Genomic DNA, 19,477 nt, shown 5'->3' with positions numbered 1-19,477 from the left:
CAAGTACCATCCCCCGAGCTGGCGCCGCATCCGCGCCAGCGCTGATTTGAAAGTCTGATTTACTGCATGAATATTGCCACCTTCATTCTTATCGCATTCGGCGTGCTGCTCAACGCCGTGGCCCAGTTGCTGCTCAAAGCGGGCGCGCGCAATATGGGCGAAATCCACCTGACCCTGAGCAATCTGTTCAGCGTCGGCCTGAAAGTCGCCACCCAGCTGCCCATCATCGGCGGCCTGACCTGCTACGTGCTGTCGGTGGTATTGTGGATCATCGCCCTGTCGCGCGTCGATGTGTCGATCGCCTACCCCATGCTGTCGCTGGGCTATGTAGTCACCGCCATCGGCGCGTGGTATTTGTTCGGCGAAGCGCTGACTTTCCAGCGCCTGTTCGCCATTGCCGTGATTCTGGTCGGCGTCGCCCTGTTGGCGCGGACCTGAGTCTGGCTTTAGAATGCGGCCCATACTGTCTGACCCAGACTAACTACCCTACACATACCATGACCTCAGCCCTGCCTTTCCTGCCCTTCTCCAAGCCCACTATCGATGAAGCCACCATTGCTGCCGTCGGCGACGTGCTGCGTTCCGGCTGGATCACCAGCGGCCCGAAAGTTCAGGCTTTCGAAGCGCAGATGTCGGAATACTTCGGTGGCCGCCCTGTGCGCACCTTCAATTCCGGCACCTGCACCATGGAGATCGCCCTGCGCATCGCCGGCATAGGCCCGGGCGACGAAGTGATCACCACGCCGATTTCGTGGGTGGCCACGGCCAACGTCATCATCGAAGTGGGCGCCACTCCGGTGTTCGCCGACATCGACCCGATCACGCGCAATCTTGATCTGGACAAGGTCGAAGCGGCCATTACCCCGCGTACCAAGGCCATCATTCCGGTCTACCTGTCCGGCCTGCCCGTCGATATGGACCGGCTGTACGCGATCGCCCGCAAGCACAATCTGCGCGTGGTGGAAGATGCGGCGCAAGCCTTCGGCTCGGAATGGAAGGGCCAGCGCATCGGTGCCTTTGGCGACTTCGTCTCGTTCAGCTTCCAGGCCAACAAGAACATCACCACCGGCGAAGGCGGCGCGCTGGTACTGAACACGCCGGAGGAAGCCCGTCTGGCCGAAAAATACCGCCTGCAGGGCGTGACCCGCAGCGGTGTCGATGGCATCGATGTCGATGTCCTCGGCGGCAAATACAATATGAGCGACATCATGGCCGCCATCGGTCTGGGCCAGTTCGCCAATATCGCCGCCATCACGGCGCACCGCCGCGCACTGGCACGCCACTACTACGAGTGCTTCGGCACGGACTTCGAAGCCAAGTCGGGCGCCCAGTTGCCGCTGCAGGCTTTCGACAGCAGCAACTACCACCTGTTCCAGATCATCCTGCCCGATAACGGCCCCGGCACCCGCGCCAATTTCATGCGCGCACTGCAGGAAGGCTATAACATCGGCACCGGCTACCACTATGCGCCTATCCACCTGTTCACCATGTACCGCGAACGCGGCTTCAAGGAAGGCATGTTCCCCGTGGCTGAACGCATAGGCCGACTGACCGTGACGCTGCCGATGTTCTACGCCATGACCATGGCCGACGTCGAACGCACCGTGGCCGCCGTGAAAGCGATCCTGATCAAATGAGTACGACCGCAATGAAACCAGAAATCTCCGTCGTTATCCCCGTGTATAACGAGCAGGCCGGCCTGCAGACCCTGTTCGACCGTCTGTATCCGGCGCTCGACAAGCTCGGTAGCCGCTACGAAATCGTGTTCGTCAACGACGGCAGCCGCGATAACTCGGTGTCGATCCTGGCCGAGCAGTTCCGCGCCCGTCCCGACGTGACGCGCGTGGTACTGTTCAACGGTAACTACGGCCAGCACATGGCGATACTGGCCGGCTTCGAAGCGGCCCGCGGCGAGATTATGATCACGCTCGACGCCGACCTGCAGAACCCGCCCGAGGAAATTGGCAATCTGGTGGCCAAGGTTCGCGAAGGCTATGACTACGTCGGCTCGATCCGCCGCAAGCGCCAGGACAGCGCCTGGCGCACCTATGCCTCCAAGGCCATGAACCACCTGCGCGAGAACATCACCAACATCAAGATCACGGATCAGGGCAATATGCTGCGCGCCTATGGCCGCAATGTGATCGATCTGGTCAACCAGTGCGGCGAAGTGAATACCTTCGTGCCGGCGCTGGCCTATCGCTTTGCGCGCAACCCGACGGAAATCATCGTCGAACACGAAGAGCGCGCGGCCGGCGAATCGAAGTATTCGCTGTATAGCCTGATCCGCCTGAACTTCGATCTGGTGACCGGCTTCTCGCTGGTGCCGCTGCAGTTCTTCTCCATGTTCGGCATCCTGCTGTCGCTCGCTTCGGCGCTGCTGGTAGCCGTGCTGCTGGTGCGCCGATTATTCCTCGGCGCCGAGGCGGAAGGCCTGTTCACGCTGTTCGCGATTGCCTTCTTCTTCATGGGCACCATACTGTTCGGTATCGGTCTGCTCGGTGAATACGTGGGCCGCATCTTCCAGCAGGTACGCGCGCGTCCGCGCTATGTGGTGCAGACCATCCTCGAACAGCAACCGGGCCAAGCGCTGGATACACCGCAAGGCGTGGAAAAACGCACGGTAGGACGTCCCCATGACTGATGCCATGAACAGCTACGAACCCGAGCCACGTCCGCGCGCCGTGGTATTCGCCTACCATAATGTGGGCGTACGCTGCCTCAAGGTGCTGCTGGCCGGCGGCGTCGATGTGGCGCTGGTGGTGACCCACGAGGACAGCGCGACGGAGAATATCTGGTTCGAATCCGTCGTCAGCCTGTGCCAGACCGAAGGCATCCCCTACATCACGCCGCCCGACGCCAAATCGGCGGAACTGCTGGCGCAAGTGAAGGCGGCCGATCCTGAATTCATCTTCAGCTTCTACTACCGCCACATGCTGCCGGCCAGCCTGCTGGAAGTGGCACCGGCCTTCAATATGCACGGTTCGCTGCTGCCGGAATTCCGCGGCCGCGCGCCCGTCAACTGGGCCGTGCTGCATGGCGCGACCGAGACTGGCGCAACGCTGCATGAAATGACGGTCAAGCCCGATGCCGGCGCCATCGTGTCGCAGATGGTAGTGCCCATCTTGCCCGACGATACGGCCTTCGAAGTCTTCGGCAAAGTCACCGTAGCGGCCGAGCAGGCGCTGTGGCGCGTGCTGCCTTCGCTGCTCGATGGCACGGCGCCACGCATCAATAATGACCTCAGCAAGGGTGGCTATTTCAGCGGGCGCAAGCCCGAAGATGGCCGCATCGACTGGCATTTGCCGGCGCAGCAGGTGTACAACCTGCACCGCGCGGTGGCGCCGCCATATCCGGGCGCGTTCACCGATGTCAACGGGGTGCGCTATGTGATCGAACGGGCCCGTCTAGGCGACCGTCACGGTGTACTGCAGAATGGCAAAACCGACAATGTTGCAGCGCGAAGTTTGCCACTCGGCTTGACAGTAGTGGATAATTGCGTTTTTGGCGTCTGCGGCGATGGTGGCATTATTACCATACTCGCTATTACGGCCGATGGCGTGGCCATCTCGGCCCAGCAGTTGCAAACCCGTCTGGCAGCCTGATAGTCCGGCGGCTACTGAACACTCACTGGAAAACAGCATATGAAAAAAGTCCTCATCCTCGGCGTCAATGGCTTCATCGGCCATCACCTGTCCAAGCGCATTCTGGAAACCACCGATTGGCACGTGTACGGTATGGACATGAATACCGACCGCATCACCGACCTGCTGGAGAATGAGAGCTACAAGTCGCGCATGCACTTCTTCGAAGGCGACATCACCATCAACAAGGAGTGGGTGGAATACCACGTCAAGAAATGCGACGTGATCCTGCCACTGGTAGCAATTGCCACCCCGTCCACCTACGTCAAGGCGCCGCTGCGCGTGTTCGAACTGGACTTCGAAGCCAACCTGCCTATCGTGCGTTCGGCGGCCAAGTACGGCAAGCATCTGGTCTTCCCATCGACTTCGGAAGTGTATGGCATGTGCCACGACGAAGAGTTCGATCCGGAAAACTCGGAACTGATCTGCGGCCCGATCAACAAGCCACGCTGGATCTACTCCAACGCCAAGCAGCTGATGGACCGCGTGATCTGGGGCTACGGCATGGAAGGCCTGAACTTCACGCTGTTCCGTCCATTTAACTGGATCGGCGCTGGTCTGGACTCGATCCACACGCCGAAAGAAGGTTCCTCGCGCGTGGTGACCCAGTTCTTCGGCCACATCGTACGCGGCGAGAACATCTCGCTGGTGGACGGCGGCCACCAGAAGCGTGCGTTCACCGACATCGACGACGGTATCGATGCGCTGATGAAAATCATCGAGAACAAGAACGGTGCTGCCAGCGGCAAGATCTACAACATCGGCAACCCGGTCAACAACTACTCGATCCGCGAACTGGCCGACATGATGCTGAAACTGGCACCACAGTACCCAGAGTACGCTGAAGGCGCCGCCAAAGTGCAGATCGTGGAAACCACCTCGGGTGCCTACTACGGCGCCGGCTATCAGGACGTGAAAAACCGCGTACCGAAAATCACCAACACCTGCGAAGAGCTGGGCTGGAAACCGACCACCACCATGGCCGATGCCCTGAAAAAAATCTTCGACGCCTACCGCAGCCAGGTAGCCGAAGCGCAGAAACTGATGGACTAAGACCTGACCTTGACCTTGACCGAGACGACTGCGACGACTAAACCGCTGATGGTGTTGAAGATCGACATCGACACCTATCGCGGCACCCGGGAAGGCACCCTGAATCTGGTGCGCATGCTGTCGGCCCATCAGGCCGGCGCCACCTTCCTGTTCTCGCTGGGGCCAGATCATACGGGCTGGGCTTTGCGCCGCGCCCTGCGTCCCGGTTTTTTCAGCAAAGTCTCGCGCACCTCGGTGGTCGAGCATTACGGTCTGAAAACGCTGATGTACGGCACCCTGCTACCGGGGCCGGACATCGGCAAACAGTGCGCCGCCGAACTGCGCAGCGTGCAGGCGGCCGGTTTCGAATGCGGCATCCACACCTGGGACCACGTGCTGTGGCAGGACAATGTGGCGCAGCGCGATGCCGGCTGGACTACCAGCATGATGCGCAAGGCTGCCGCCCGCTTCAGCCAGGTGTATGGCGTAGCGCCGCGCACCCATGGCGCAGCCGGCTGGCAGATGAATGCTGCCGCGTTTGCCGAACATGACACGGCCGGCTATGCCTATGCCTCCGACGGCCGCTGCCGCCTGAACGACGATGGCACGCTGGCCAACCCGGCCGACGGCCCGCACCGGCTCAGCGATGGTGCTACGGTACTCAAACACGTGCAGCTACCGACCACCCTGCCCACGCTGGATGAACTGCTGGGCCGCGAAATCAACGGCGTGACCATCAGCACGGCGAATATTGCCGACTTCCTGCTGCAGCTAACGGCCGGCGCCACGCGCGACCATGTATATACTTTGCATGCTGAGCTTGAAGGACAAAAACTTGCCCCCATCTTCGAGCAATTGCTGGCCGGATGGAAAGCGCAAGGCTATCAGCTCGCGTCCATGGCCGACTACTACCAGAAAGTGCAGCACCAGACCTTGCCCGTTTGCCCGATAACCTGGGGCGAACTGCCGGGCCGCTCGGGACAGTTGATCGTTCAGGGCGCAGCCCGTGCCGCTAGCCGCAACTAGCACAAGCTATTGCCAGCTAGTGTCGGCGCGCACAACCAACAACTGAACAGGAGACGCCTGTGGCTGACCGCCCTACCGCAGTAAGTGATTTTTCCGCCGCCATGACGGGTGGCCAGACCTTCCAGTTGGCGGGCCGTCCGGCCCGCTACACGGTGCTGTTCTTCTATCCCAAGGACAATACGCCGGGCTGCACCACCGAGAACATTGCCTTCCGTGACCTGCATGCACAGTTTCAGGCCGCCGACACGGAAATCTACGGCATCAGCCGCGACTCGCTGCGCTCGCATGAAGGCTTCAAGACCAAGCTGGGCCTGCCGTTCGAACTGATCTCCGATCCTGACGAAACGCTGTGCCTGCTGTTCGACGTCATGAAGATGAAACAGATGTATGGTAAGACTGTACGTGGCATTGAACGCAGCACGTTTGTGATTGACGCTCAAGGTCAAATAGTGAAAGAATGGAGAGGCGTGAAGGTTGCAGGTCACGTCGATGAAGTGCTGGAATTTGTAGCGCACCAGGCTTAATCACCGGTTGCGTGTTGCAAGCGCCAGCGTTGCTGAACGTCGCAAGACGTTTATTAACCAAGCAGGCGTAACAGCCTAAACGGCACCTATCCTTGAGTCAGCACTGTACTTTCTTCCACCCAACATGGTGGCCAGCCGGTCACCATGCGGTTCTTTCCCCGGGCAAGATGAGCGCCCGTCGGCAGTCTTGTAAGTTGTTTTCCCTCGCATCCACCCCATCCGGTAGCAACGTTGCCAGCCGCCTTGCGCGCCCGGCAGCGCGCTGCGCCTATGGGCGGATTCCTCCAGCTTTTTTGAAAATGAGATCCTGATGCCACTGCCAAAAATTCCAAGTCAGCCAGCGACCATATTGCTGGCCAAAGATTATCCCAAAGCCAGCGGCACCCACGCGATAGCGCCACTGGCTGCCCAGCCTGAGCTGGCCGCTGCGACCAAGAAAGCGGCGCCAGCCAAAGCCAAGACCGCTGCGGCCAAAGCACAGCCCGCAGTGAAAGCGCCGGCCGCCAGCAAGGCCGGCAAAGGCAGTGCCGTGGCTGCCGTATTGAAAGCGGCACCGGCCGTACTGAAAGCCGCCGCTGCCGCCGAGCCGGCGGCCCAGCCCGCCAAAGCCCCAGCCAAGGCCAAGGTCGCGCCTGCTGCGCGCAGCAAGGTCACGCCTATCAGCACCAAAGCGCCCCATCCGGCCAAACACAAACCGGTGGAAGTGCCGCTCAAATCGTCCACCAGCCGCCATGCCGACCAGACCGGCGCTACCAAGCTGTTCGTGCTCGACACCAATGTGCTGATGCACGATCCAACGTCGCTGTTCCGCTTCGAAGAGCACGACGTGTATCTGCCCATGATGACGCTGGAAGAGCTCGACAACCACAAGAAAGGCATGACGGAAGTGGCGCGCAATGCGCGTCAGGTCTCGCGCACGCTGGACGCGCTGATGTCGAATACGGACGACGACGCGATCGATCAGGGCATCCCGCTGTCCAAATTGGGCAACAAAGATGCCAAGGGCCGGCTGTACTTCCAGACCCGTATCCAGTCGGCCGACCTGCCGCTGGGCCTGCCTGTAGGCAAGGCCGACAACCAGATCCTGTCGGTGGTGCGTTCGCTCGAAGCGGAGCAGGATGGCCGCCATGTGGTACTGGTGTCGAAAGACATCAATATGCGCATCAAGGCGCGTGCTCTGGGCCTGCCGGCGGAAGACTATTTCAACGACCACGTACTCGAAGATACCGACCTGCTGTACTCGGGCATCGTGCAACTGCCCGATGATTTCTGGAGCAAGCACGGCAAGGATCTGGAAAGCTGGCAGGAGAACAAGAACGGCCAGAGCGCGACGTTCTACCGCGTGACGGGCCCCTTCATCCCCAGCCTGCTGGTCAACCAGTTCGTGTTCCTCGAACCGAAGAATGGCGAAGCGCCGTTCTACGGTCAGGTCAAGCAGATCAACGGCAAGACGGCCGTGCTGCAAACCCTGCGCGACTACAGCCACAACAAGAACAGTGTGTGGGGCGTGACGGCGCGCAACCGCGAGCAGAACTTCGCGCTGAACCTGCTGATGAATCCCGAGTGCGATTTCGTCACCCTGCTCGGTCAGGCCGGTACGGGTAAAACCTTGCTGGCGCTGGCGGCCGGTCTGGCGCAGGTGCTAGAAACCAAGCTGTACAACGAGATCATCGTGACCCGCGTCACCGTTCCCGTGGGCGAAGACATCGGCTTCCTGCCCGGCACGGAAGAAGAAAAAATGTCGCCATGGATGGGCGCCTTCGACGACAACCTCGAAGTGCTCAACAAGTCCGATTCCGATGGCGGCGAGTGGGGCCGTGCGGCTACCCAGGATCTGATCCGTTCGCGCATCAAGATCAAGTCGCTCAACTTCATGCGCGGCCGTACGTTCGTCAACAAGTTCCTGATCATCGACGAAGCGCAGAATCTGACGCCGAAACAGGTCAAGACGCTGGTCACGCGTGCCGGTCCCGGCACCAAGATCCTGTGCCTGGGCAATATCGCCCAGATCGACACGCCGTATCTGACGGAAGGTTCGAGTGGCCTGACCTATGTGGTCGACCGCTTCAAAGGCTGGTCGCACAGCGGCCATGTGACGCTGGCCCGGGGTGAACGCTCGCGTCTGGCCGACCACGCCAGCGACGTGCTGTAAGCCCGGCCTCTTAGGCCTAGCTAGCCCACTAGCCCGCCCGCAGCTTGCTGCCGGCGGGCTAGTTTATTTTTAGCTATAATCGCGCCATCCCAACTTCGGAGTCATTCCTGTGGACAGTTATAGTCGTCGATTTTTCGACATGTCACAGGCAAGGTAATCCGCACGACACATCGTGCCGCTACCATGCCTGACTGGCGGGTAGTGCACCTGGCGGATCGCAAGATCCGGCCGCACGCTTCCCCATCATTTCAATCTGCCTGCTGCCGCTGCGGCACGGGCACGCTCCTGCGCCAGCGGCGCGGGAACCGGGAGTCTGTATGCGTCGTATTTTTTCTCGTTCAAAATTCTTCACTGGCTGCGCCGTGCTGCCCCTGCTGACCGGCTATGCCCATGCCGACCAAGCTGCCACGCCGGAAGACTGGAATGCCCACCTGCAATCCACCTATACCTGGCAGAACAAGCATGCGTTTGCGGCCGCCTATTCCGGCCCCAACAGCCTGAGCACCAACCGCGAACTCAGCTACTCATGGACCACCACGCTGGCACTGGGCTGGCGCCCGTGGCAGGGCGGCGAGCTGTATGTCAATCCGGAAGCGGCCCAGGGCATCCCCCTGTCCGGCCTGACGGGGCTGGGCGGCTTCAGCAATGGCGACATGGGGCGTGCTTCCGGCAGCAACCTCAAGCTGTACCGCGCCCGCTTGTTCCTGCGCCAGAGCTGGCAGCAGGACGGCGAGACGGAAGCGCTGGAATCGGCCGCCAACCAGCTGGCCGGCACGCAAAGCCGGCGCCGCTGGGTACTCACGGCCGGCAACCTGAGCGTGCTCGATGTGTTCGATCCGAATAGCTATGCCCATGATCCGCGTACCCAGTTCCTCAACTGGTCGCTGATGACTTATGGCGCCTACGACTATGCGGCCGATGCGCGCGGCTATACCTGGGGTGCCGCGCTGGAGCGCTATGCCGATGACTGGGTGCTGCGCGCGGGCCGCTTTATCGAGCCGCGCCAGCCCAACCAGCAAGCGCTCGATCCGAAAATCTGGCAGCACTATGGCGACCAGATCGAACTCGAACATGCGCACACGCTCGCGGGCCAGCCCGGCCGCGTACGCGCGCTGGCCTTTAACAGCCATCTGCGCATGGCACGATTTGAAGACGCCACGCAGCTAGCCAGCCGCACGGGCAGCACGCCCGAGCTCGGTCTGGTGCGCCGTGGCGACCAGCACAAGCGGGGGCTGGGCATCAGTGTCGAGCAGGCTGTCGGCGCGGATCTGGGTCTGTTCGGGCGCTACAGCAAGGCCGATGGCCAGACCGAAACCTATGCCTTCACGGAAATCGATCTATCGCTGACGGCCGGCGCCGTGCTGCGCGGTACGGCGTGGCAGCGGGCCCGGGACAGCATAGGCGTGGCCGTGGCCAGCAATGGCCTGTCGGGTGCGCGCCGGGCCTATCTGGCAGCAGGTGGCATCAGCTTCTTCATCGGCGATGGCGCGCTGCAATACCGGCAGGAACAGGCCATGGAAGCCTATTACAATCTGGCCCTGAACCCGTCGCTGGCACTCACGCTGGACTGGCAGCGCATCCGTCATCCAGCCTACAATGCCGCGCGCGGGCCTGTCGATATCGCCTCCCTACGTCTGCATACGGAATTCTGAAACATAAAAAAAGCCTGCCAGCGTGATGCTGGCAGGCTTTTTTACAGACTGTACGCGACAGGCTTAAGCGCGGCGACGACGGGCAACGACGCCCAGCATGGCCAGACCACCGAGCAGCATGGCATAGGTTTCTGGTTCTGGTACCGGTGCCAGCGTATTGGCGCTGAAGCTCTGATAGGCGTCGCCCGCTTTGGCGAACTGCACCTGCTGGCCACCATCGCAGCAACCTTCCAGACCATAGATGGTCAGCGTGTGGTTGCCAGCCGACAGGGCTGCACCCGACACCTGGAAGTACTGGCTGCTGTTGCTGTAGCTACCGCCCCACCACATATCGTTCTTCTTGATGTCCACTACCTGGCCGTCGAGGAAGACTGCACCACCGTTACCGAAGTCCACTCCGGCGCGGAACGAATAGGTGCCGGCGCTGGTCAGGCCGAAATTAATGGTCGATTTGAATGCGATATTGTTGGTGCCAGCGTGGAAAATGCTGTTGTTCGAGACGTTGTCGTACGAGGACAACACTACCGAATGGGCGCCCGGGGCGGAAACTGCCGCATTGACGACATCGGCATAAGCTTGCGCCGTGCTTTGAATACCAGCGGTGGAAGTGCCGGTCTGGAAAGTGATGACGGCTGCGTTGGCGCTACCGATAGCGGCCAAGGCCAGTGCCAGAGCGGCAAATTTAAAGTTTTTCATGGTATCCCTGTTTTATGAGTTGTCGTTTCTGATTCGATTCGCCAGCATTATTTACCACAAGAAACCTAGCGCATCACTTTCTCAAAAGTAATAATATATTCCCAAGAGAATTAAATAGATGATATCTTTGGAAACATGTGATGTCAAGAATAAATTTTTAACTTTTGTAGCACGAGGTTAACTTCGAAAGTGCTTGAAACTGCTCTCAAGCTGTATGAAACTAGACAGCCAGGCCCTGTATTCCCTGCCCTACGGACCGAGCTGAGGTGAGACCATGGACATCCCTATCCTGATCCGCAAGCGCGATGGCAGCCGCTACGGTGTCACCGTGCCCGATATCCCCGGCTGCGTCACCAGCGGCGAGACCGTAGGCAAAGCCATGAGCAATGCCACCAAGGCCATCTACGGCCACGTCGGCCAGTTGGTCGAACAGGGCCGCGCCTTCGAAATCAAGCCCTCCGAAGTGGAACGCCTGTCCAGCCAGCCAGATTATGCAGGCGGCATCTGGGCGCTGGTCTGCCTCGACCTGTCCAAACTCGACGACCCACCAGAAACCTGAAACACTGCTTGCCCTTCCCACTGTGGTAAGGGCTACAGTATGATCATCGTCACCGACTACGGAGAATTACGATGTATCAATTACAGGTAGAAAATATGAGCTGCAACCACTGCGTGGGTGCTGTCACCAAAGCCGTACAGGCCGTCGATGCCGCAGCCCGCGTCGAGATCGATCTGGCCAGCAAACAAGTCCGCATCGACAGCAGCACGGCGTTGCCGGCCCTGACGGCTGCCATCGTGCAGGCTGGCTATCCCGTCAGCGCGGCCAGCTAGCAGCAACTGGCCCGGCACGGGCTCAGGCAGGCGCGGTTATAATCAACGGTCACAATTCCACTTTAACCGTTGCAACCCGCCTGCCGGGCGCCCACTCATGCTTCCCGTACCCGCTCTTGATCTCCCCCTGATACTGATGGTTGCCACGGCCGGTTTTCTGGCCGGCGTACAGAATGCCCTTGCCGGTGGCGGCTCCTTCATCACCTTCCCTGCCCTGCTGCTGGCCGGCCTGAACCCGCTGGCGGCGAATATGACTTCCACCATTGCCCTGTTCCCCAGCCAGATCACGTCCGGCTATGCGGGGCGCAAACTGGTGGCCGATGTGGGCCCGCTGACCTTCCGCCAGATGCTGATCATCAGCGCCATCGGCGGCCTGTTCGGCGCCATCCTGCTGCTCAACACCCCGCCTTCGTTCTTTGCCCGGCTGGTGCCCTGGCTGGTGCTGTTTGCCACCAGCGTGTTCGCCTGGGGCAGCTTCCGCAAAAAGCCGCTGCACGCAGCCAGCAGCATGCCGCGCTGGACCCTGATCCTGGTGCAGAGCTGCATCGCGGTCTACGGTGGTTATTTTGGTGGCGGCATCGGTTTCCTGATGCTGGCTGCGCTGACCATCGCCGGCCAGCAGGTGCGTGCCGCGACCGCGACCAAGAATGTGCTGGCCATGGCCATGAATGCCGCCGCGGCAGCCATCTTCGCCAGCTCCTCGCTGATTAGCTGGCCTGCCGCACTGGCCCTGTGCGCAGGCGGCATTGCCGGAGGCTTTGTGGGCGGCTGGCTAATCCACCGCCTGCCGGAAAAAGTCATGCGCGCCTTTGTGGTGCTGGTCGGTGCCAGCCTGACCGTGTGGATGTTTATGCGCGCCTGAGCTAAAGGCTAGAGGCCAGTCCAGCGGGCCCGCCTCACTCGCGCTCGATGACCCGGATGGCCGCTTCCAGCACCTCGTCGCGCTGCTCGCGCAAGCCCGCAACCGTCGGGCTGACCACGATATCAGGCACGATGCCGATACGCTGGGTAGGCCGTTTGTCGGGATAAAACACCCCGATACCACTGATCACGGTTTTTAAACCGCCGGGCAAGACCAATGCCGATATATTCCCATCGGCCCCCGCCGTCGTACTGCCCAGTACCAGCGCACGCGGACTCGCACGCAAGGCCATCGCCGTATATTCGGACTGGCTTTGCGAGCGCTCATCAACCAGTATCACCACCTTGCCCGCGTAATGCGGTGCTTGCGGTTGGAGCATCAACTCCTTGCTCCACTTGAATCCGCCCGGATTGGCCAGATCCGCGACGGTGAAGCGCACAAACGGGGTGGGCTGTTCGACCAGATACTGCCCCAGTGCAAACGGCACAAAGTCCGACGGGTAGTTGCGGATATCGATGATCAGCCCCTTGCTGCGCGCGGCCCGCTCCATATAAGCGGGCACATCGCTGCGCCGGATCGACGACAGCTTGATGTAGGCAATCTGATCGTTAATTAGCTGGAAGGTGTCGCCCGGTTTGTCGTGCGTGACCCTGCTACTTGGGCCGCTGTCGGGGATACGTGCCACGGCTAGCTGACGCAAAGCGCCATCGCGCTGAACCACCAACTGCGTACTGCCGCAAGCACCCCGGGTCAGGCCGCCAGCAACGTCGCGCAGACGTGCCGCCTGATTCGACGCGGCATAATAGGGTTGCAGCGTGGTCAGCAACTGCGCCAGCGGTACGCCATCGAGCTCGGTCAGAATATCGCCGCGCTGCAGGCCACTGGCCATGCCTTCTGCCGCGCTGGTATAGCCGCTGACCACTGCCTGATCCTGCACAAAGCGCAGCCGCACCGGCAAGGCGCACGCGCCCACGGGTGGGCGCAAGTGCAGCGAACTCCATAAATTACTGTGGGTGTCATGAACCTGAGCGATCAATGCCATCAGCGCGAGTTCATAACTATTGCGGTCCGGCGCGAGCGCCAGCGGCGCTATCGATGCCCGCAGCACCTGGTCCCAGTCGGCACCGATCTGATCGCGGTAAGGCGCCCAGTATTCGATCACATTCCAGAACCGGAACAGGGCCAGCAGTTGATAGCCGCTGTCGGGAAACTTCAAGTCCGCATAGGCGGCTTCCTGCTCGAATACCGGATTGCCGACCATGGGCGTCAGCGTCACATAAAACTGCTTGGCGTCACGCGCGCGGTTGCGGTAGATCGCCTTCAAATCGTCGCGCAGTTCGGCACTGAGCAGTTGATCATCCTGCAGCCAGGCCAGACTGGGCAGGAGCTGGTACTGTGCCGGCTCCAGCGTAGCGCAATCCTGACACGCAGGCACCGCACCCAGGCGGCTGATCCAGCCACGCAGCACGCGATCTGCGCTGGCGCGATCTGGCGCCGCCAGCACTGACGGCAAAATCTCGAGCAATGCCTGGTCCCAGTGCTGCTGGCCACTGGTGACGGCCGGATGGTGGTACTTCAAAAAACCCCAGACCTTGGCCGTGACCGCAAGATTGTCTATCTGCATAGAACTGAGCTGGGTCAGTTCGATGGCCGCAGCACGCTTCAGTTCGGCCTGCACCGGAGTCAGGGCCGGCGCTTCCTGGGCCCAGGCTGTTGGCATTGCACACAGTCCGGCCAGCAACAACTGGAGTATCTTGGGTCGCATAGTTCTCGCTATCGTCAGGTGGCAAGCGCCGATGCGCGCGCCCGTTCAGCCGCAGACATCCGCAGCAACATTGACTATAGAATAACATTGGCGCGCCCAGCAAAGCTCACCTTTTGTCACCGCCCCACAAATAGCCCCCGCGGGCCGGCAAACTGGCGGCCCGGCCTAGTCCGCCAGTGACTGCAGTATGGCGCAATCAGAACGCTGATCGCCGTGGCAGCAGCCCGCTAGTTGCTGCAAGCTGTCGCGCATCTCCGTCAGTTCAGCGATGCGTTGATTGAGTTCCGCCACATGGCCAAGCGCGATGCGTTTCACGTCGGCGCTGGCGCGGCTGGGGTCCTGCCACAGCGATAGCAGCTCGCGTATCTGCTCGAGCGAAAAACCCATGCTGCGGCTGCGCTTGATGAAACGCAGTGCATGCAGGTCGCTGTCCGCATAGATGCGGTAGCCGGCCGGACTGCGCTTGCCCGCCGGGATCAGGGTGATGCTTTCGTAATGCCGTATCATTTTTGCGCTGACGCCGGTAGCGGCAGCGGCCTGTCCAATATTCATGCGGGTCTCCAGCGGCGCAGCAGCAGCGCATTGCTGATCACACTAACGGAACTGAGTGCCATCGCCGCCCCTGCTACCATCGGGTTCAGCAGCCCCAGCGCAGCCAGCGGTATGCCCACCAGATTGTAAATGAACGCCCAGAACAGATTCTGCCGGATCTTGCGGTAGGTCAGGCGCGAAATACTGATGGCGGCGGCCACCAGGGCCGGATCGCCGCGCATCAGCGTAATCGCCGCCGCATGCATGGCAACATCCGTACCGCTGCCCATGGCAATGCCCACATCCGCAGCAGCCAGCGCAGGCGCATCGTTAATCCCATCACCGACCATGGCAATACAGGCGCCCGGCTGCTGCAAGGCCTTGATGGCGGCCGCCTTATCGCCGGGCAGCATGTTGGCGATCACCCGCGTCAGCCCCAGTTCGCGCCCGACCGCATCGGCGCTACCCTGATTATCACCGGTTAGCAAAATCGTTTCGACATGCATGGCATGCAGGGCCTGCAAGGCGGCCTGCGCCTGCGGCTTGATGCGGTCGCCGAAGGCCAGCAGCCCCAGCAGTTGCGGCGTCGGCGCCACGCTGGCCAGCCAGGCGATGGTGCGGCCTTCACGTGCATGCGCCTCCGCTTCCGTCTGCAGCGGCTGTATCGACACCCCCTGCTCGCTCATCAAGCGGCTACTGCCCAGCAGCAGGCGCTGGCCCGCCACTGTAGCGGCCACGCCGCGCCCGGGCAGGGCCGATAGTTCGCTCGCCACCAGCGTGGCGTCCTGCCCCCGCGCTGCAGCGGCATCGAGCACGGCGCGCGCCAGCGCATGTTCGCTACCGCGCTGTATGGCAGCAGCCGCACGCAGCAAGCCATCGTGGTCGTGGTCGATCGCATGGATGGCCAGCAGGGCCGGCTTGCCTTCCGTGAGCGTCCCGGTCTTGTCAAAGGCTACGCTACTGATGCGGTGCGCCAGCTCCAGCGCACCCGCATCCTTGATCAGGATACCGTGGCGCGCCGCCACGCCTGTGCCAGCCATGATGGCAGCGGGCGTGGCCAGGCCCAGTGCACACGGACAAGCGATCACCAACACCGCCACGGCATTGATCACTGCCTGCTCGCCGCTGGCCCCCGCCAGCAGCCAGCCGGCCAGCGTCACAGCCGCCAGCAGCAGCACTACCGGCACGAAAATCGCGCTGATCCGGTCCACCAGCCGCTGTACAGGCGCTTTCGCGCCCTGCGCATCTTCCACCAGCGCGATGATGCGCGCCAGCGTGCTCTGGGCGCCGACAGCCGTCACCTGCACCAGCAGCAAACCCTCGCCGTTGATGGCGCCGCCCGTCACGCGCTGGCCCACGCTGCGCGCCACCGGCAAGCTCTCGCCCGTGATGAGCGCCTCGTCCACATGGCTAGCCCCCTGCTGCACGATACCATCGACGGCTATCCTTTCGCCAGGGCGCACCACCACCAGATCGTCGAGTTGCACCTGCGCGATCGGCAACTCGACTTCCTCGGTGCCGCGCTGCACGCGCGCTGTTTCCGGCCGCAATGCCTGCAAGGCGCGGATCGCTGACGTGGTCTGGCGCTTGGCGCGCGCTTCCAGCCATTTACCCAGCAAAATCAGGGTGATCACGACAGCCGACGCTTCAAAGTACAAATGCGGCATCGCGCTGCGTGCGGCCAGCAACTGGTAGACGCTGAGCCCGTAGGCAGCACTGGTGCCCAGGGCCACCAGCAAATCCATATTTCCGCTACGGTCTTTGACTGCTGCCCAGCCGGCCCGGTAAAAACGCGCGCCCAACCAGAATTGCACGGGCGTCGCCAGCAAGCACTGCAGTCGACCATCCAGCATCCAGTGCACTCCTGCCAGTTCCAGCAACATCGGCAGCAGCAAAGGCAGGGAAAACAAGGCAGCCAGCAGCACGGCGGCGCCGCCGCCCGTGGCCAGCAATGCCACCGGTGGTGGCGCTGCGGCCGGCGCCACGGCGTGATAGCCGGCTTGTTCAATAGCGCGTGCCAGCGGCTCGAAAGCCAGCGGCTGGAGCGAGCACACGCGCGCCGTTTCCGTGGCCAGATTGACGTTGGCGGAAACCACTTCGGGCATGGCTGCCAGCAGGCGTTCCACCCGGCCAGAACACGACGCGCAGGTCATGCCCTGAACTTTGAATGATAGGCTGTGGGGAGCGGTGGCAGTAGCAGACATGATGATCTCGTAGGACGACTCGGTAACCATAGCATCGAGTATCCCACGATGGGAAGGTCAAGCAGTGATTTTATCGGCTTCAGCGCACGATGCAATCGACCGCATTGTTCTGCCCGCTGAGCGTACTGCCACTGGCCGGCGCCACAGGGCTAAATGCGGGTGGCGGCGTGAACTGTATGCCGGGATTGACCGGCAGGATGACAGGCGGTTGCATCCGGCTGGGCGTGTAACCAAATTGCCCCGCCTGGAAATTCAAGTTGCCGCCTTGGTTGGACAAATGGATCATGCCATCGAGCACATGCACATATAAGCCGGGCGCCAGCCCAGCACCGTTGAGCGGGGTGGGATTGCTGCTGCCACCCGCCTGGGCCAGCAGCAGAGGCTGGACGGGCGCCGCCAGCGGGTCCAGCGCGGCCGTGCTAGCCATGTTATAAGCGGCCAAAGCCTCGGCGTCGGGCGCCACCCACTCGGCAGTAAAGGTCGTGCCACGGATACCGATGGTGGCGCTCGGAGTTTTCATGGAAAATTTTTCCTTGTTGCGCTTGCCCAGCAGGCCGGTGACCGAGCGCAGCCCCCCTTTGACCAAACTGAACGCAGCCTGATCGCCTTCAGGGTGATCGGCCGCATAGGCAAAGCTTTCGACCTTGAACGTGGTATCGGGTTTCAGCGTGATTTCACTGTTGTCGATAAACTTCACCATGGCATAGGTATTTTTTTGCGTGATCAGCGTATCGCCGCCCTCGACTTCCGAGCGCAGCGAGAGTATGCGCGCGCTGCCATCGGCCTTCTTGGCCATCAGCGGGCCGCTAAGCTGGACGATGGTGCCGACCACTTGGGCAGCCCAGGCCAGACTGCAACAGCCCAGCAGCGCCAGCCAGCATAGGCTTAGACGCAGGGCATGCAACGATGAACGCAAATTCGGGCGAGACATGAAGCTTCCCTTCATTAATATGCTAAGCCCAGCCGCACATGCAAGCGGCTAGCATGCTGCCGGCCACTATCACCAGCTTTCAGAATACGGCCGCAATCGAGCTGCAGGTTTACATAGCTCGACAGCAGGAAACGGGCGCCGACACCGACGCTGCTGATGACCATACTGGCTTGTTCGCCTGCGAGTGGATGACTGCGCCGCACATAGGCACTGTCATAAAACCCCAGCAGGCGGCAATTCCAGTTATCACGCCGGCACCAGTTGGGCGTATAGGCTTCCAGATTCACATTCGCGCCTTTATCGTTGGCCAGCTCGCGCTCCTGAAAGCCGCGTACCGAACTGGCTCCGCCCGCACCGAATTGCTCGCCAGGTACCAGCTCGTCACGGCTATACTGGGCGTTCAGCAGCGCACGCAGTTGCCAGTCGGTACTAAAGGCCTGAACTGCACTGGCAGACAAGCGCAGCACGGTGTAACGTGCTCGGGCGCCAGCGCGTACCGCCTCGAAAGCGGCCTGGTCGCCGCGGCTGCCCCCGGGCAGATTATGCGACAGCGTGAGCTGGCCACTCAGGTTGCCAGCACTAATCGGCAAACTGGCCTGGTAGCTGACGCTGAGCGGATGCACCGTGACATCGTTGCCCAGTTCCTGGCCTTGCAGCAGCACGCTGTTTTTATACGCCTTGTAATCCAGCCCCAGCGCTAGCTGGGATTCGAGCTCGCCCTGCTTGGCCAGATTATGGGTGTAGCGCGCGCCATAGGTGGCACCCTTGCCGCTCACGGCCAGATTGACCACACCGGCCGCCACCGTGCCAGAATCAACGTTGGAATAGCTGGCGTACAAGTCCAGCGCGTCACCCAGCGCGTACAGCGGGATATGGTAGCCGGCGCCATATACTTTGACGCGCCCCGGTTCCTCGGCCGTGGTGGTGTACTGCAGCGATGCGACATGGTCAAGGCCGAAAAGATTGGCATGCTGTAAGACCATACTCACATGGGTCTTGCCGGTTTGTTCGGTACCTGTATTGTCCAGATTCGCCATCACCTTCCACGGGCGCTGGTCTTTGACGTCCAGCAGCGCGTCGACTTCCTCGTCCACCTCGCCGCTCTGTAACTTCATGGTGACATTCTTGGCCGGATTTTCATTGACCTGCTTAAGATTCGCCGACACGGCAGGCAGATTCGGCGTCTGCCCCGTCACCAGTGCGGGCAAGGTCCGCCGGATATTGGCTTCGTCGAAATAGGCATTGTTGATTACCTGCACCCGCCCTATCCGGGTTTGCACCACGCGCAGGCGCACCACGCCGCCATTGAGTTCCTGCTCGGGCAGTTCGACTGTTACGAGGCGGTAGCCGCGCTGCTGGTAAAGCTGCTCGAGTGCTTCGAGCGCACGCTGAACATCGCCGAAATCCTTGACCGCGCCCGTGTAGGGCTGCAGCACGCCATCGACTTCGGCTGGACCGAGCAGCGTATTGCCCTGCACCTCGAAGCGCCGGATTTCAAAGCGGACGATGCTATCGTCAGGCTCGGCAGCAGCTACCAGCAAAGGCAGGCACATCACACTGCCTAACACGGCACGCGCCACCCTATCAGTTGCTGCATTCTTCTTGGTGCGATTTTTCATCGATAGCT

At 61.4% G+C, this 19,477-nt stretch carries 18 protein-coding genes; 12 read left to right on the top strand and 6 right to left on the bottom strand.

All coding sequences use genetic code 11. The annotated features are described in order from the left end of the window. Nucleotides 1–66: 66 nt before the first annotated feature. The 9 genes from GM655_RS04670 to GM655_RS04630 all read left to right on the top strand — a co-directional run bounded on the left by GM655_RS04670 (nucleotide 67) and on the right by GM655_RS04630 (nucleotide 10,030). Nucleotides 67–438, top strand: coding sequence for an SMR family transporter (locus GM655_RS04670; RefSeq protein ID WP_155433418.1), 372 nt, complete (start codon nucleotides 67–69; stop codon nucleotides 436–438). Between the two features lie 59 nt (nucleotides 439–497). Further along, nucleotides 498–1,637 (top strand): DegT/DnrJ/EryC1/StrS family aminotransferase, encoded by a 1,140-nt coding sequence (locus tag GM655_RS04665; RefSeq protein WP_155433417.1) that lies wholly within the window; start codon nucleotides 498–500, stop codon nucleotides 1,635–1,637. Between the two features lie 11 nt (nucleotides 1,638–1,648). Beyond that, nucleotides 1,649–2,644, top strand: coding sequence for a glycosyltransferase (locus GM655_RS04660; RefSeq protein ID WP_155433416.1), 996 nt, complete (start codon nucleotides 1,649–1,651; stop codon nucleotides 2,642–2,644). Then, the gene (locus GM655_RS04655; RefSeq protein ID WP_229632368.1) at nucleotides 2,637–3,605 is read left to right on the top strand and encodes a formyltransferase; all 969 of its coding nucleotides are present in this window, start codon (nucleotides 2,637–2,639) and stop codon (nucleotides 3,603–3,605) included. The genes GM655_RS04660 and GM655_RS04655 overlap by 8 nt, the downstream gene beginning before the upstream one ends. Before the next feature lie 39 nt (nucleotides 3,606–3,644). Continuing rightward, nucleotides 3,645–4,697 carry a bifunctional UDP-4-keto-pentose/UDP-xylose synthase gene (locus tag GM655_RS04650; RefSeq protein ID WP_155433415.1) on the top strand — a complete coding sequence of 351 codons (1,053 nt, stop codon included), beginning with the start codon at nucleotides 3,645–3,647 and terminating at the stop codon, nucleotides 4,695–4,697. Nucleotides 4,698–4,745: 48 nt separating this feature from the next. After that, entirely contained in the window at nucleotides 4,746–5,702 is a 957-nt protein-coding gene (locus tag GM655_RS04645) for a polysaccharide deacetylase family protein (RefSeq protein WP_155434131.1), read from the top strand. A gap of 59 nt (nucleotides 5,703–5,761) precedes the next feature. Then, nucleotides 5,762–6,226: a peroxiredoxin gene (locus tag GM655_RS04640; protein ID WP_371866703.1), complete on the top strand. Its 465-nt coding sequence runs from the start codon at nucleotides 5,762–5,764 to the stop codon at nucleotides 6,224–6,226. Between the two features lie 310 nt (nucleotides 6,227–6,536). Next, nucleotides 6,537–8,378, top strand: coding sequence for a PhoH family protein (locus GM655_RS04635; protein WP_155433414.1), 1,842 nt, complete (start codon nucleotides 6,537–6,539; stop codon nucleotides 8,376–8,378). 317 nt (nucleotides 8,379–8,695) lie between these two features. After that, the gene (locus tag GM655_RS04630) at nucleotides 8,696–10,030 is read left to right on the top strand and encodes a carbohydrate porin (RefSeq protein WP_155433413.1); all 1,335 of its coding nucleotides are present in this window, start codon (nucleotides 8,696–8,698) and stop codon (nucleotides 10,028–10,030) included. A gap of 63 nt (nucleotides 10,031–10,093) precedes the next feature. Here GM655_RS04630 and GM655_RS04625 read toward each other — a convergent pair whose 3' ends face one another. Then, nucleotides 10,094–10,726, bottom strand: coding sequence for a CCXG family PEP-CTERM protein (locus GM655_RS04625; protein ID WP_155433412.1), 633 nt, complete (start codon nucleotides 10,724–10,726; stop codon nucleotides 10,094–10,096). A gap of 274 nt (nucleotides 10,727–11,000) precedes the next feature. Between GM655_RS04625 and GM655_RS04620 the strand changes: the two genes are divergently transcribed. The 3 genes from GM655_RS04620 (at nucleotide 11,001) to GM655_RS04610 (ending at nucleotide 12,419) form a co-directional block, all read left to right on the top strand. Then, on the top strand, nucleotides 11,001–11,285 hold the full coding sequence (locus GM655_RS04620; RefSeq protein ID WP_155433411.1) for a type II toxin-antitoxin system HicB family antitoxin: 285 nt from the start codon (nucleotides 11,001–11,003) through the stop codon (nucleotides 11,283–11,285). A 71-nt stretch (nucleotides 11,286–11,356) separates the two neighbouring features. Next, nucleotides 11,357–11,557, top strand: a complete 201-nt coding sequence (locus GM655_RS04615; RefSeq protein WP_155433410.1) for a heavy-metal-associated domain-containing protein — start codon at nucleotides 11,357–11,359, stop codon at nucleotides 11,555–11,557. A gap of 97 nt (nucleotides 11,558–11,654) precedes the next feature. Continuing rightward, nucleotides 11,655–12,419 carry a sulfite exporter TauE/SafE family protein gene (locus GM655_RS04610; protein ID WP_155433409.1) on the top strand — a complete coding sequence of 255 codons (765 nt, stop codon included), beginning with the start codon at nucleotides 11,655–11,657 and terminating at the stop codon, nucleotides 12,417–12,419. A 34-nt stretch (nucleotides 12,420–12,453) separates the two neighbouring features. Here GM655_RS04610 and GM655_RS04605 read toward each other — a convergent pair whose 3' ends face one another. The 5 genes from GM655_RS04605 to GM655_RS04585 all read right to left on the bottom strand — a co-directional run bounded on the left by GM655_RS04605 (nucleotide 12,454) and on the right by GM655_RS04585 (nucleotide 19,469). Then, nucleotides 12,454–14,139, bottom strand: a complete 1,686-nt coding sequence (locus GM655_RS04605; protein WP_196308702.1) for a S41 family peptidase — start codon at nucleotides 14,137–14,139, stop codon at nucleotides 12,454–12,456. A 210-nt stretch (nucleotides 14,140–14,349) separates the two neighbouring features. After that, the gene (gene cueR, locus GM655_RS04600; protein ID WP_155433407.1) at nucleotides 14,350–14,736 is read right to left on the bottom strand and encodes a Cu(I)-responsive transcriptional regulator; all 387 of its coding nucleotides are present in this window, start codon (nucleotides 14,734–14,736) and stop codon (nucleotides 14,350–14,352) included. Then, nucleotides 14,733–16,919, bottom strand: coding sequence for a heavy metal translocating P-type ATPase (locus GM655_RS04595; RefSeq protein WP_229632367.1), 2,187 nt, complete (start codon nucleotides 16,917–16,919; stop codon nucleotides 14,733–14,735). The genes cueR and GM655_RS04595 overlap by 4 nt, the downstream gene beginning before the upstream one ends. 79 nt (nucleotides 16,920–16,998) lie before the next feature. Continuing rightward, nucleotides 16,999–17,850 (bottom strand): FecR family protein, encoded by an 852-nt coding sequence (locus GM655_RS04590; RefSeq protein ID WP_155433406.1) that lies wholly within the window; start codon nucleotides 17,848–17,850, stop codon nucleotides 16,999–17,001. Nucleotides 17,851–17,864: 14 nt separating this feature from the next. Beyond that, the gene (locus GM655_RS04585; RefSeq protein ID WP_155433405.1) at nucleotides 17,865–19,469 is read right to left on the bottom strand and encodes a ShlB/FhaC/HecB family hemolysin secretion/activation protein; all 1,605 of its coding nucleotides are present in this window, start codon (nucleotides 19,467–19,469) and stop codon (nucleotides 17,865–17,867) included. Nucleotides 19,470–19,477: the final 8 nt, after the last annotated feature.

Source organism: Pseudoduganella danionis, assembly GCF_009720775.1.
In the GTDB taxonomy this organism is placed as follows: Bacteria; Pseudomonadota; Gammaproteobacteria; order Burkholderiales; family Burkholderiaceae_D; genus Rugamonas; species Rugamonas danionis.
Note: the sequence above shows the minus strand (reverse complement) of the source record. Positions and strands in the feature narration are given on the sequence as shown.

What these genes read in the sequence shown, in the direction of transcription:
- GM655_RS04670 (WP_155433418.1), top strand. Translation starts at nt 67, where the DNA reads ATGAATATTGCCACCTTCATTCTTATCGCATTCGGCGTGCTGCTCAAC.
- GM655_RS04665 (WP_155433417.1), top strand. Translation starts at nt 498, where the DNA reads ATGACCTCAGCCCTGCCTTTCCTGCCCTTCTCCAAGCCCACTATCGAT.
- GM655_RS04660 (WP_155433416.1), top strand. Translation starts at nt 1,649, where the DNA reads ATGAAACCAGAAATCTCCGTCGTTATCCCCGTGTATAACGAGCAGGCC.
- GM655_RS04655 (WP_229632368.1), top strand. Translation starts at nt 2,637, where the DNA reads ATGACTGATGCCATGAACAGCTACGAACCCGAGCCACGTCCGCGCGCC.
- GM655_RS04650 (WP_155433415.1), top strand. Translation starts at nt 3,645, where the DNA reads ATGAAAAAAGTCCTCATCCTCGGCGTCAATGGCTTCATCGGCCATCAC.
- GM655_RS04645 (WP_155434131.1), top strand. Translation starts at nt 4,746, where the DNA reads ATGGTGTTGAAGATCGACATCGACACCTATCGCGGCACCCGGGAAGGC.
- GM655_RS04635 (WP_155433414.1), top strand. Translation starts at nt 6,537, where the DNA reads ATGCCACTGCCAAAAATTCCAAGTCAGCCAGCGACCATATTGCTGGCC.
- GM655_RS04630 (WP_155433413.1), top strand. Translation starts at nt 8,696, where the DNA reads ATGCGTCGTATTTTTTCTCGTTCAAAATTCTTCACTGGCTGCGCCGTG.
- GM655_RS04625 (WP_155433412.1), bottom strand. Translation starts at nt 10,726, where the DNA reads ATGAAAAACTTTAAATTTGCCGCTCTGGCACTGGCCTTGGCCGCTATC.
- GM655_RS04620 (WP_155433411.1), top strand. Translation starts at nt 11,001, where the DNA reads ATGGACATCCCTATCCTGATCCGCAAGCGCGATGGCAGCCGCTACGGT.
- GM655_RS04615 (WP_155433410.1), top strand. Translation starts at nt 11,357, where the DNA reads ATGTATCAATTACAGGTAGAAAATATGAGCTGCAACCACTGCGTGGGT.
- GM655_RS04610 (WP_155433409.1), top strand. Translation starts at nt 11,655, where the DNA reads ATGCTTCCCGTACCCGCTCTTGATCTCCCCCTGATACTGATGGTTGCC.
- GM655_RS04605 (WP_196308702.1), bottom strand. Translation starts at nt 14,139, where the DNA reads ATGCCAACAGCCTGGGCCCAGGAAGCGCCGGCCCTGACTCCGGTGCAG.
- cueR (WP_155433407.1), bottom strand. Translation starts at nt 14,736, where the DNA reads ATGAATATTGGACAGGCCGCTGCCGCTACCGGCGTCAGCGCAAAAATG.
- GM655_RS04595 (WP_229632367.1), bottom strand. Translation starts at nt 16,919, where the DNA reads ATGTCTGCTACTGCCACCGCTCCCCACAGCCTATCATTCAAAGTTCAG.
- GM655_RS04590 (WP_155433406.1), bottom strand. Translation starts at nt 17,850, where the DNA reads ATGTCTCGCCCGAATTTGCGTTCATCGTTGCATGCCCTGCGTCTAAGC.
- GM655_RS04585 (WP_155433405.1), bottom strand. Translation starts at nt 19,469, where the DNA reads ATGAAAAATCGCACCAAGAAGAATGCAGCAACTGATAGGGTGGCGCGT.